9 protein-coding genes are annotated in these 11,770 nt (G+C 62.2%); 3 read left to right on the top strand and 6 right to left on the bottom strand.

The genetic code is table 11. The annotated features are described in order from the left end of the window. Nucleotides 1–100: 100 nt before the first annotated feature. Nucleotides 101–403 carry a helix-turn-helix domain-containing protein gene (locus tag GE253_RS14530; protein ID WP_153204834.1) on the bottom strand — a complete coding sequence of 101 codons (303 nt, stop codon included), beginning with the start codon at nucleotides 401–403 and terminating at the stop codon, nucleotides 101–103. 107 nt (nucleotides 404–510) lie between these two features. Here GE253_RS14530 and GE253_RS14525 point away from each other — a divergent pair, with 107 nt between their 5' ends. Next, nucleotides 511–1,602 (top strand): NADH:flavin oxidoreductase/NADH oxidase, encoded by a 1,092-nt coding sequence (locus tag GE253_RS14525; protein ID WP_153204833.1) that lies wholly within the window; start codon nucleotides 511–513, stop codon nucleotides 1,600–1,602. A 139-nt stretch (nucleotides 1,603–1,741) separates the two neighbouring features. Here GE253_RS14525 and GE253_RS14520 read toward each other — a convergent pair whose 3' ends face one another. Then, nucleotides 1,742–2,473, bottom strand: coding sequence for an alpha/beta fold hydrolase (locus GE253_RS14520; RefSeq protein WP_247878665.1), 732 nt, complete (start codon nucleotides 2,471–2,473; stop codon nucleotides 1,742–1,744). A 216-nt stretch (nucleotides 2,474–2,689) separates the two neighbouring features. Here GE253_RS14520 and GE253_RS14515 point away from each other — a divergent pair, with 216 nt between their 5' ends. After that, nucleotides 2,690–4,348, top strand: coding sequence for a DEAD/DEAH box helicase (locus GE253_RS14515; RefSeq protein WP_153204832.1), 1,659 nt, complete (start codon nucleotides 2,690–2,692; stop codon nucleotides 4,346–4,348). Nucleotides 4,349–4,353: 5 nt separating this feature from the next. Continuing rightward, nucleotides 4,354–4,596: an Lrp/AsnC ligand binding domain-containing protein gene (locus GE253_RS14510; RefSeq protein ID WP_089287085.1), complete on the top strand. Its 243-nt coding sequence runs from the start codon at nucleotides 4,354–4,356 to the stop codon at nucleotides 4,594–4,596. Between the two features lie 63 nt (nucleotides 4,597–4,659). Here the strand turns inward: GE253_RS14510 and GE253_RS14505 are convergent, their stop codons facing one another. The 4 genes from GE253_RS14505 to GE253_RS14490 form a co-directional block, all read right to left on the bottom strand. Further along, nucleotides 4,660–6,087: a PAS domain-containing methyl-accepting chemotaxis protein gene (locus tag GE253_RS14505; RefSeq protein ID WP_247878664.1), complete on the bottom strand. Its 1,428-nt coding sequence runs from the start codon at nucleotides 6,085–6,087 to the stop codon at nucleotides 4,660–4,662. Between the two features lie 613 nt (nucleotides 6,088–6,700). Beyond that, on the bottom strand, nucleotides 6,701–8,590 hold the full coding sequence (locus GE253_RS14500; RefSeq protein ID WP_153204830.1) for a hydantoinase B/oxoprolinase family protein: 1,890 nt from the start codon (nucleotides 8,588–8,590) through the stop codon (nucleotides 6,701–6,703). A 29-nt stretch (nucleotides 8,591–8,619) separates the two neighbouring features. Then, nucleotides 8,620–10,677: a hydantoinase/oxoprolinase family protein gene (locus GE253_RS14495; protein ID WP_153204829.1), complete on the bottom strand. Its 2,058-nt coding sequence runs from the start codon at nucleotides 10,675–10,677 to the stop codon at nucleotides 8,620–8,622. Nucleotides 10,678–10,787: 110 nt separating this feature from the next. Continuing rightward, the gene (locus GE253_RS14490; protein WP_153204828.1) at nucleotides 10,788–11,699 is read right to left on the bottom strand and encodes a hydroxymethylglutaryl-CoA lyase; all 912 of its coding nucleotides are present in this window, start codon (nucleotides 11,697–11,699) and stop codon (nucleotides 10,788–10,790) included. Between the last annotated feature and the right edge of the window lie 71 nt (nucleotides 11,700–11,770).

The raw sequence follows: 11,770 nt of genomic DNA, 5'->3' as shown, positions 1-11,770 counted from the left end.
CCGCAACTGACCCCAAAGCCCGCCATGGTGATCGCCGCAGCACTCCCCTGTGGCGATGGCTCTCATGGCGGGCTTTCTGTTTTTCAGCCCCCCGCCAATCTCACCCGATGGCAGCCAGCACAGCATCCAGCAGGCCGGGAAAGCGGCGTTCCAGCTCCTCCCGCCGCAGGGAGTTCATGTGCGTCACCCCGGCGGGCTTGGTGTAGACCAGCCCCGCCTCCCGCAATACGCGGAAATGGTGGGACATGCTGGATTTCGGCCGGCCACCATCCAGCGTGGCGCAGCTTGCCTCCTGCTCCCGCGCCAGATGGCGGACAATCTCCAGGCGGACCGGATCGCTGAGCGCGTGGAAGAAGTCCTCCGGACGGACATCCTCAATGGCAGGGTGCTTATAGCTTCGCATGATGGACGCATCCTAGCACCGAAAAGGAGCTATTGCTATTGTTCGAATAATATCGTACAAGCGAACTATCGAAGGATGGTTCACCGTCCCCAATGGAGTTTGTCGATATGCCGACCTTGTTTGATCCTTTCAGCCTGAAGGATGTCACCCTGCGCAACCGCATTGCGGTGTCGCCGATGTGCCAATATAGCGCGACCGATGGTGTCGCCAATGACTGGCACGCCGTGCATCTGGCCACCCTGGCGCGCGGCGGGGCCGGGCTGGTGGTGATGGAGGCAACGGGGGTGTCGGCGGATGGCCGCATCTCCCCCGGCTGCCTGGGCCTGTGGAATGATGATCAGGCCGCCGCCCTGGAACCGATCGTCGCCGCGATTGTGAAGGCCGGGGCCGTGCCCGGCATCCAGATCGGCCATGCCGGCCGCAAGGCCAGCGCCAACCGGCCTTGGGAAGGCGATGACCATATTCCCGCCGGCGATCCGCGCGGCTGGGAAATCATGTCGCCTTCCGCCATCGCCTTCGGCAAGGGGCTGCCGCGCGTGCCGCGGGAGATGACCAAGGCCGATATTGAACAGGTGAAGGCGGATTTCGTGGCGGCCACCATCCGCGCCCGCGATGCCGGTTTCAAATGGCTGATGTTGCATTTCGCCCATGGCTATCTGGCGCAGTGCTTCTTCTCCGTCCATGCCAACCAGCGCACCGATGAATATGGCGGCAGTGCGGAAAATCGCGGCCGCTTCCTGCTGGAAACCCTGGCCGCCGTGCGCAAGGTCTGGCCGGAGAACCTGCCCCTGACCGCCCGTTTCGGCGTCATTGAGTTTGATGGACGTGATGAAGAAACACTGGCCGAGGCCATCGGGCTGGTGAAGGGCTTCAAGCGGGAGGGGCTGGATTTCCTGGATGTCTCTATGGGCTTTTCCACGCCCGATGCGCAGGTGCCGTGGGGCCCCGCCCTGCTGGCGGAGACAGCACGCCGCGTGCTGCGCGAAACCGGCCTGCCGGGTTCCAGCACCTGGAATATCGGCCCGGCGGAGCAGACCGACCGGCTGATCCGCGAAGGCTATATCGACGTCGCCATGATCGGCCGCCCACTGCTGGCCAACCCGCATTGGCCCTATGAGGCGGCCAGGCAGTTGGGCGTGGAAAAACCCGCCTGGACCCTGCCCGCCCCCTATGCCCATTGGCTGGAGCGTTATCGGTAGAGCGGAGAGCGCCGCTCCGGCGGCGACCGCCGCCGCGCGCCCTGTGGCGCGTGAAGCCAAGCCGCGGATGCGGTGCCGGCGCTTGAGGAAATGAAAAGGTGGAACCTGTTTCCGGCTATCGGAAACAGGTTCCACCGAATCAGTCGGCGCTCCACAGCCCGGCCAGCCATTCGCGCATCAGTGCAGATGTCTGATCGGGCTGTTCCAGCGGGGCCAGATGGCCGCAATGGTCCAGCACCATGCAGCGGCCACCGGGCACGGCGGCCGCCACTTCCTCCAGCCGGTCGGGCGGGGTGATCGCATCATCCCGCCCGACGATGCAGAGCGTGGGCACCTGGATGGCACCCAGAAAGGGCCGGCTGTCGATGCGGCCCAGAATGGCGCTCTGCTGGCGCAGGAAAGCGTCGCGGCCCACCCGCTCCGCCATCTCCAGTACCACACCGGCCACGGTGGGATCATTGGCCCGGTCCGGATGAATCAGCGCCGGCAGCAGGCGGGGCGTCACGCCCTTGAACTTGCCCATTTTCGCCAACTTAATCAGGGCCATACGGCGTTCGCGCTGTTCATCCGTATCCGGCCGCGCGGTGGTATCCACCAGGCACAAGCCCAGCACCCGTTCCGGTGTGCGGCGCATGATTTCCATCGCCACATAACCGCCCATGGACAGGCCAGCCAGGGCAAAACGTTGCGGGGCCGTGGCCAGCACCTGCGTTGCCATCGCTGCCACACTGTCCGCATTGGTCAAGTCCGCCACCTGACTCTCGGCAATATCCGCCAGGGCCGCCACCTGATGCGCCCATAGCGCGTGGTCGCACAGCAGGCCCGGCAACAGAAGGAGGGGCAGCCTTGCGTCCTGCGGTGGGTGCATCATCGCCCGAAATCCTTGCTCTTAAAGGCTGGAATTGTTATCGAAGATGCCGACCCTAGCTGATGCGTAAAGTCCGGCCAAGCCGGTGGCGCTGTGGTTTTGTCTGGTCGGCGGCTGGCGCATGGCAAACGCGCTCTCCTTCGGCCATATGGTCGTCCATCCATGCCGCTGACGTCACGGTCTTGATCGACGTCGTTTTACCTGCCTGACGAAGGTCGAATGCTGTTTTCGGAACTGGGGCTCGGGCCCGACGTCCTCCGCGCTGTTGATGAAGTTGGGTATAAGAACCCGACGCCGATCCAGGAGAAGGCTATTCCCTGGGTGTTGCAGGGGCGCGACGTCCTGGGTTGTGCACAGACAGGCACCGGCAAGACGGCGTCCTTTACCCTGCCCATGATCGATATTCTGGGCCGTGGCCGCGCCAAGGCGCGGATGCCCCGCTCCCTGATCTTGGAGCCGACGCGCGAACTGGCCGCCCAGGTGGCTGATAATTTTGAGCTGTACGGCAAGTATCACAAGCTGAACATGGCCCTGCTGATCGGCGGCGAGTCGTTCGGCGATCAGATCAAGAAGCTGGAACGCGGCGTCGATGTGCTGATCGCCACGCCCGGCCGCATGATGGATCTGTTTGATCGCGGCAATATCCTGCTGACCGATATCAAGGTACTGGTGATCGACGAAGCCGACCGGATGCTGGATATGGGGTTCATCCCCGATATCGAACGCATCGTCAGCCTGTTGCCGCGCAAGCGCCAGACCCTGTTCTTCAGCGCCACTATGCCGCCGGAAATCAAGCGGCTGGCCGATAAGTTCCTGGACAAGCCGGAAGAGGTGACGGTCAGCGCGCCCGCCTCCACCGCCACGACCGTGGCCCAGCATCTGCTGGTGGTGCATGAGGAAGACAAGCGCGAGGCGTTGCGCCAGTTGCTGAAGAATGATGATGTGAAGAACGCCTTCATCTTCTGCAATCGCAAGAAGGATGTGGACATCGTCTATGGTTCCCTGGCCAAGCACGGCTTCAATGCCGGTGCGCTGCATGGGGACATGATGCAATCCAAGCGGATGGAAACGCTGGAAGCCTTTAAAAATGGCAGCATCGACCTGCTGGTTTGCTCCGACGTGGCGGCACGCGGCATCGATATTTCCAATGTCAGCCACGTGTTCAATTTCGACACGCCGCACCATTCGGAAGATTATGTCCACCGTATCGGCCGCACCGGCCGCGCCGGCAAGACCGGCCGTGCCTTCACCATCGCCGTGCCGGAAGATGGCAAGCTGGTGCAGGCCATCGAGAAGCTGATCAATCAAGAAATCCCGCGTTTCAGCATCGAGGGGATGGAGACGGCTGAGTTGTCCTTCGATGATGATCCGCGCCGCCGCCGTGGCGGCCGTGGCCGCAAGGAAGAAATGCGCCGTCCGGAACCGCGCACCAAGCGCAACCGGGAAGAGGCGGTGGAAGCGCCGGCAGCCACCGTTGAAGCTGCCACTGAGTCGCGCGAACCGCGCCGCGAGCGTGGTAGCCGTGACCGGTTCGAGGCGCGCCACGGTGAAGGCCGCCCGGATCGCAATGGTGACAGCCGCTTGGATCGTAATGGCGAGAGCCGTCCAGATCGGGGCGAAGCCCCGCGTCGGGAGCGGGATGATCGTCGTGACCGCGATGACCGGCGTGACCGTCGCCCCCGGCGCGATGATCGTGATGATGATCTGGTGCCCGTGCTGGGCTTTGGTGACCATGTGCCGGCCTTCATCCTGCGGATAGCCCGTCCGCGTAAAGCCGTTGCTGAGCAGGCCGAATCCCTGCCGTTGGATGTGGTGGAGAGCGGGGAAGACAGTGTTTCCCTGCCCGCGACTGCGGTCGAAGCGGTGGCAGAGGTCTGAGCGCCATGCAAACCATCTTCGTCCAGGTCAAATGCGAACTCGGCCGCGCCTATGACGTGGCCGACCGCGCCGTCCAGGATGTGGAAGAGGTTTCAGAGGTGCATTCCATCTCCGGCCAATATGACCTGATGATGAAATGCTTCCTGGCTGACGACGCCGATATCGGTCATTTCGTCACCGGCCGCATTCAGACCCTGGCCGGGGTCAAGGATACGTTTACCATCATCACCTTCAAGGCGTTCAACTGAACCGTCTGGCTTGGGTATGATGGCCATGTAAAAAGGGGCGCCCTTTCCGGCGCCCCTTTTTAATCAGCGGACCAACACTTCCGCCGCTTCCTTGGTTTTATTCACCGACTGGGCAACTTCGCGCACCGCATCGGAGATGCTGACCACATTGGCCGACACAGTGCCGACCGCCTTGGACGCGCGCTGCATGTTATCGGACATGCCCCGCGTGACAGCGCTTTGTTCTTCGACCGCAGAAGCCGTCGTCGTCACCAGATCGCGCACCGAATTCACCGCATCGCGGATCGCATCCAGGGCCCCCGCCACCTCGCCAGAGGTGCTCTGGATACCATCGATTTCGTTGGAGATCTGGTCGGTGGCGCGGGCCGCCTGGTTGGCCAGGTTTTTCACCTCCGACGCCACAACGGCAAAGCCGCGACCCGCCTCCCCTGCCCGTGCCGCCTCGATGGTGGCATTCAGGGCCAGCAGGTTGATCTGGCCGGCAATATTCTGGATCAGGGCGACAATGCCATTCATCGCCTGTGCCGCACTGGTCAGGCGCTGGGTGCTGGCTTCCGCCGCCTGGGCGCGCTCGAACACGGTGTCGGCCGCATGGCGGGACTGAACCATGGACCGGGCGATCTCATCCACTGATGCGGCCAGTTCACCGGCACCGGCCGCCACCGCCTGCACATTCTCTGATGCATCGTCTGCGGCTTTGGTGGCGTTGCCGGCCTCATTCATCGAACGGTCGATCTCACCATTGATCTCGCCGAAATTCTTGTCGATCAGGGATTTCAGATTGCCCAGCAATTCTACCTGCGCGGTGATGTCGGTGGCGAACTTCACCACCTTGGCCACCTTGCCATTGGCATCGAAAATCGGGTTGTAGGAACCCTCGATCCAGACCGGCTTTCCTGCCTTTGACAGCCGCTTGAACTGTGCGGCGCGATATTCACCCCGGCGCAGGCCGTCCCAGAATGCCTCATACTCCCGGCTGTTCCTAACCTCTGGTTCCACGAAGATGCTGTGGTGTTTGCCCTTGATCTCCTCCAGCCGGTAACCCATGGCTTTGAGGAAATTCTCATTGGCATCAATGATGGTGCCATCGACGCCGAACTGGATCACTGCCTGCGACCGGCTGATCGCCGTCATTTGGGCGGCATAGTCAAGGTTTTGCAGCCGCTCATGGGCATTGGCCCATTCCACCACAAAGCCGATGCGCTGCCCAGCTTCGGAAAGCGGGGTCACCAGCAGGTCGAAAGTCCATTTCCCGACCTTGATGGTGGCGGCATGGGGCTTGGTCAGCGCGGCCAGCATCTTGCGCTGATGCGCCGGGTTCTTGTGGAACATGTCGATATTGCTGCCGATCAGACGGTCAGCGCGGAAATGCGGCAATTCCTTGCGCAGATCGGCCTCTGCCTCCTGCATCAGCGCCGCGACCGATGGGTTCATGTAGATGATGTTGAGATTCGGGTCAGCGACCATCACATTGCCTCGCAGCGCATCCAAGGCTGCAATCCGCGCCGTCAGATGATCGCGGTTTTTTCTAAAGCGGCCCAGCATACTGAAAGTCCCCATGAGTGATCGTTGCCTCGACCATAAGGTTGCATAAAAACACCCCTTATGAAGCTACACATAAGATTAACCTATCTTTCCGTATAGGTTGCCGTATGACCTATAGGCATGAGCCCATGTCGCTATATCGTGAAGTCGTGGTTATAGATAATACGTCCGTATTTCGTGATATCCTCTCAGTATCCTGCTGAAGATATGTCTTTCTCTACAATATGCCGCGGCGGAGTTACTGAAGCGGGCGCAACCTCACCGGCTTCTTTCGGCCAGCCCAACCTCCATCCCGCCCTTGTATTTGCCCACAAAAGGGCGGCGGGTTTGCCCCATAAAATATACTACAAAATTTATATGTTGAAATTTTAAATAATTCAATAAGAAAATAATTTACTATATAAATTTTTAAAGATGTTCTGCCTTGAGGGAAGTGGTGCCGCCGCTGACGATTCGTCCGGTTGATGGCCGTCCCCAGTGATTGACACGATAGAAAAAGCCCTGCGAAACGGCGTTTCGCAGGGCTTTTCGCGGTGGCTCAGTCTGTGTCGACCGGCGGTCAGGCCGCCGCCGTCTCCAGCAGCACACTGTTTTGCAGGGACGGATCCTTCGGCGCCGGCAGGCCGGTCTCCGTCAGGCAACGCTCACGCAGTTCGTCGATGGTGCCGCCGAAATTGAACAGGCCGATTTCACCACGCTTGGTGACCAGTTCGTCGCGCAACGCCGCCGTGGCGACCGCATCCACCGAGCCATCAGCCGCGATGACAACGCCATAACGCTTGGCTCCATCGACCGTCACCAAGCCGCGCTTGACGTCGGTGGCCACCAAGGCCGGGTCGCGGGCCAGCGGGTCGCCCCAGCCGCCGCCACCCCAGGTGTCGAAGATCAACAGGTCGCCGGGGCGAACCTGGATATCATCGATCTTGGCGGCCAGCACCTCTTCCACGCCATTGGCGCGGATCAGCACGCGGCGGGAACGCCAACCCGGCTCACCGCCATTCACGCCCCAGGGATAGGTAAACCAGCGGTCATCATGAATGGCGATGGCACCCGGCTCCAGGAAGCGATAGGAGATGCGCACGCCATTACCACCACGATGCAGGCCCGGCCCGCCGCTGTCGGGGATCGTCTCATACCGCTCAATCCGCAGCGGGAAATAGGCCTCCAGGAACTCGTTTGGCACGTTGGTGAAGTTCGGCCACAGGGAGTGACCGTCCGGCCCGTCGCCGAACGGACGGCCCGGAATGCCGCCGAAACCGATCTGGAACAGCTGGTAATATTTGCCCGACCCGCGATAGCTGCCCGACAGCATCAAGTGCGGGGAGGAGGAGAAGCCGGCGGCGTTGAGGAATTCCGGCGTGCGCTGGCCCAGCAGGGCGCCCAGCACGTCGAACACACGACCGATACCATGGGTGCGGCAGGAGAGTGCCGCCGGGTATTTCGGCTTCAGCAGGGAGCCTTCGGGGATACGGGTTTCGACCAGATCATAGAACCCGTCGTTGAACAGGATCTGCGGGTCGAACACCATGATCATGTAGATACCGAAGAACATCTTCAGCATGTTTTCGTTCAGGTAGAAATTGATCGAGCTTTCCGACTGGGGCGAGGTGCCTTCCCAGTCCAGGATCACCTTCTCCCCTTCGCGCCACATGGTGGCCCGCAGTTTGTAGGGACCGAAGCCGCGACCATCATCGCAGATATAGTCTTCAAAGCTGACCTTGTCGGTGCTGATCGAGGTTTCGATCAGCTTGGCCATGGCGCGCTTGTTGCGCTCCAGCAGCTCATCAACGGCAGAGATATAGATATCGGTCTGGAAACGCTTGCACATTTCCACGATGCGGCGACCGGCGATGCGGCAGGACGCGATGATGGCATTCAGGTCCGACCGGCACCAGTCGCGGGTACGGGTGTTGTTCAGCACCAGTTCCAGCACATCCTCGTTCAGCACGCCCTTGCGGTACAGCTTGATCGGCGGGATGCGGATGCCTTCCTGGAAGATGGAGGTGGCATCGGTCGGCAGGGAGCCCGGCACCTTGCCGCCCACATCGGTCTGATGGCCGAAATGGCAGGTCCAGGCGACCAGACGGCCATCATGGAACACGGGCAGGATGATCAACCAGTCGTTCAGATGGCTGATGGCACCTTCGACGGAGTACGGGTCCGACAGCCAGATGACGTCGCCTTCCTCGATCGTGCCCTTGTAGTTCTTCAGGAAGCCACCGAGGAACGAGCCGAACTGGCCGACAACCATCTTGCCTTCATGGTTGGCGATCAGCGGGAAGGCGTCACCCTGTTCGCGGATGCCCGGCGACATGGCCGTGCGGAACAGGGTGGCATCCATCTCCGCGCGGGCATTGCGCAGGGCGTTTTCAATGATGTCCAGCGTGATCGGGTCGATGACGATCTTCTGGAACGGGGTCGGGTTGGTCTGAATGATCTGGGCAACCATGGGTCTGTCCCCTTCTCAGAAGCTGGAAATCACTGGGCGGCGAGCGGGCGGATCAGGATCAGCCCATAGGGATCGACTTCGGCCACATGATCGGGCAGCAGCACGGTGGTGCTGTCCATTTCGCAGATGATGGCCGGGCCGATGACGCGGTCGCCCGCCTTCAGCTTGGCACGATCATAGATGACGGCCGGATGTTCCTGGCCATCGGCCCAGATGGCATGGTCGCGCACCTTGGCGGCGGACGGGTCGCCATTACCTTCCGGCAGCTTCTCCAGCTTGATGGCCGAAGCCTTGCCCAGGGCCGTGGCGCGCACCGTCACCAGCTCGCGGTCCGATTCCAGGCAGAAGGTGAACAGGCGCTCATGCTCCTTGTCGAAGGCGGCACCCAGATTTTCCAGGCCATCAGCCGCGAACCCGTCCAGCGCCACCGGCAGGGAAACCTCGAAGGCCTGACCGGAATAGCGCACGCCGGCTTCGAAGCTGATCTCCTGCTCGGCCACCGGCACGCCTTCGGCCAGCAGTTCCTTGGAGACGGCGGCGTGCAGTTCGCGCAGCACATCGGCCACGCTCTGGTTGCTGACATCCGGGAAGGGCTTGCCGATGGACTTGGCGCGTTCGGCGCGCAGGCGGGTGGTAGCGTCGCCAAAGGCGCACAGCACGCCGGGGCTGGGCGGCACGATTACCGGCCAGCTACCCAGCAGCTTGCCCAGGGCGTTGGCGTGCAGCGGACCGGCACCACCAAAGGCCACCAGCGCGAAATCACGCGGGTCATAGCCCTGCTGGACGGAGATCAGGCGCAGCGCACCCATCATCGTCTCGTTGGCGATGGAATAGATGCCGTTGGCGGCTTCCTGCACGCTGATGCCCAGCGTGTCGGCGATGACCTGCACCGAGGCGGACGCCGCCGGACGGTCCAGGCGCATGGTACCGCCCAGCAGTTCTTCGGGCAGATAACCCAGCACCACATTGGCATCGGTCACGGTCGGCTTGGTCCCGCCACGGGAGTAGCAGACGGGACCGGGAACGGCACCGGCAGAGGCCGGGCCGACGCGCAGCGCCTTGGTCAGTTCCGGCACGAAGGCGATGGAACCGCCACCGGCACCCACGGTGCGGATATCCAGGGAGGTGGCGCGCACCTTCAGGTCACCGCATTCGGTTTCACGCGCCAGACGCGGCTGGCCATTTTCAATCAGCGCCACGTCGGTGGAGGTGCCGCCGACGTCCACGGTCAGCAGATTGCCGAAACCGGACTTGCCGCACACCCACATGGCACCGGCCACGCCACCGGCAGGGCCGCTCATCAGCAGGTTGACCGGGTGGTCCTGCGCCTTTTCAAAGCTCATCAGGCCGGCATCGGAACGCAGCAGGTTCATCTGCCCGTTCATGCCGGCCTTGTTCAGCTCCGCCTTCAGGTTGCGCACATAATTGGCCACGCGCGGACGAACATAGGAGTTGGCAACGGTGGTCAGCGCACGCTCATATTCCTGCATTTCCGGCAGGACTTCGGACGACAGCGAGATCGGCAGGTCGGGGAAGATGTCCCGGGCGATCTCACCGGCGCGCTTTTCATGCACGTCGTTGCGATAGGCATTGATGAAGGAGATGGTCAGCGCCTCAATCCCCTCCTTCTTCAGCCCTTCCAGGGCGGTGCGCAAGGCCGCTTCATCCAGCGGGGTAACAATGGAACCATCCGCACCGATACGCTCCGGCACTTCCACCGTGGATTCCAGCGGTGCGGTCAGCGGCGGCTTGTTCCAGACGATCCAGCCAGCCAAACCGCCGGGCACAAAGGAACGGGCGATGTGCAGCACCTGGCGGTACCCATCCGTCGTCACCAGGCCCACCTTGGCGCCGGTGCTGGTCAGCACCGTGTTGGTGGCAACCGTTGTGCCGTGCATGAACAGCTGCACATCTTTGGGATCGATCTTCGCCTTGGCGCAAATCTTCAGCGTGCCATTGACGACGGCAACCGACGGGTCATGCGGGGTGGACGGCACCTTGTCGCGGAACGTCTCACCCGTCTCATCCTCGATCAGCAGAAGGTCGGTGAAGGTACCCCCCACATCCACGCCCAGCCTGTAAGCCATCACTCTCTCCTGTTCGACGCGATTTGTTCGCATTAGGGCTTGAGGCCCCATTCATTTGCGGGCGGCGCTGCGCCCCCACATGGCGGCTGGAAGGCCGGTTGGACAGCCGCTCAGGCCACCTTTGGCACCGGTGGGAAGATGCCGGCACGGCCCAGCATGGCCGGATTCTGCCGCCCAAGAACCCCTTCCAGCCACTTGGCCCCCTCGATGGCGGTGGCCAGATCGACGCCGGTTTCCACCTTCATGCGGTTCAGCATGTAGATCAGATCTTCGGTCGGGATGTTCCCGGTGGCGGCCGGTGCGAAGGGGCAGCCGCCGACCCCGCCCAGCGAGCTGTCCAGCACCGTCACGCCAGCCGTGATGGCCGCATAGGCATTGGCGATGCCGGTATTGCGGGTATTGTGGAAATGCGCCCGCAGCCGCATCCCCGGCAGGGCCTTGGCAACGGCGGTAAAACGCTCCACCACATCAGCCGGGCTGCCCACACCGATCGTGTCGGCCAGCGCGATTTCGTCCGTGCCATGTTCGGCAGCGCGCTTGGCGATTTCCACCACCCGTTCCACCGGCACTTCCCCTTCAAACGGGCAGCCAAAGGCAGCGCCGATGGTGATGCTGGTGGGGATTTTGGCGGCACGCGCGGCGGCCGCAACTTCGGCCCAGCCGGTCAGCGTGTCCAGCGTCGGCGCGCCATTATTGCGGTTGGAAAACGTATCGGAGGCGACCAGCACATAATTCACCTCCGACGCGCCCGCCGCCAGCGCCCGGTCGAAACCACGCCCGTTCAGCGCCAGCCCGATATAGGAAACACCCTTATCCTTGGGCAAGGCGGACAACACAACCTCCGCATCGGCCATCTGCGGCACGCGCTTGGGGTTGACGAAACTGGTCACCTCAATCCGGCGCAAGCCAGCGGCGATGGCTCGGTTGACCAGCTCCACCTTGGCTTCCGTGCTCACCAGCACGGCTTCGTTCTGCAACCCGTCGCGCGGGCTGACTTCCACGATTTCGATCGAACCAGCCATCTGTCCCTATCCTTGGAAAATCTGGCAGAGGCGCGCAAAAGGCGTCGGCCCCACCCTGTCATTATGTATAC

The organism is Niveispirillum sp. SYP-B3756 (assembly GCF_009495745.1).
Classification (GTDB): Bacteria; Pseudomonadota; Alphaproteobacteria; order Azospirillales; family Azospirillaceae; genus Niveispirillum.
The sequence above is the reverse complement of the archived record's forward strand: the minus strand, read 5'-3'. Positions and strand labels throughout refer to the sequence as shown.

What these genes read in the sequence shown, in the direction of transcription:
- GE253_RS14515 (WP_153204832.1), top strand. Translation starts at nt 2,690, where the DNA reads ATGCTGTTTTCGGAACTGGGGCTCGGGCCCGACGTCCTCCGCGCTGTT.
- GE253_RS14510 (WP_089287085.1), top strand. Translation starts at nt 4,354, where the DNA reads ATGCAAACCATCTTCGTCCAGGTCAAATGCGAACTCGGCCGCGCCTAT.
- GE253_RS14490 (WP_153204828.1), bottom strand. Translation starts at nt 11,699, where the DNA reads ATGGCTGGTTCGATCGAAATCGTGGAAGTCAGCCCGCGCGACGGGTTG.
- GE253_RS14520 (WP_247878665.1), bottom strand. Translation starts at nt 2,473, where the DNA reads ATGATGCACCCACCGCAGGACGCAAGGCTGCCCCTCCTTCTGTTGCCG.
- GE253_RS14500 (WP_153204830.1), bottom strand. Translation starts at nt 8,590, where the DNA reads ATGGTTGCCCAGATCATTCAGACCAACCCGACCCCGTTCCAGAAGATC.
- GE253_RS14530 (WP_153204834.1), bottom strand. Translation starts at nt 403, where the DNA reads ATGCGAAGCTATAAGCACCCTGCCATTGAGGATGTCCGTCCGGAGGAC.
- GE253_RS14495 (WP_153204829.1), bottom strand. Translation starts at nt 10,677, where the DNA reads ATGGCTTACAGGCTGGGCGTGGATGTGGGGGGTACCTTCACCGACCTT.
- GE253_RS14525 (WP_153204833.1), top strand. Translation starts at nt 511, where the DNA reads ATGCCGACCTTGTTTGATCCTTTCAGCCTGAAGGATGTCACCCTGCGC.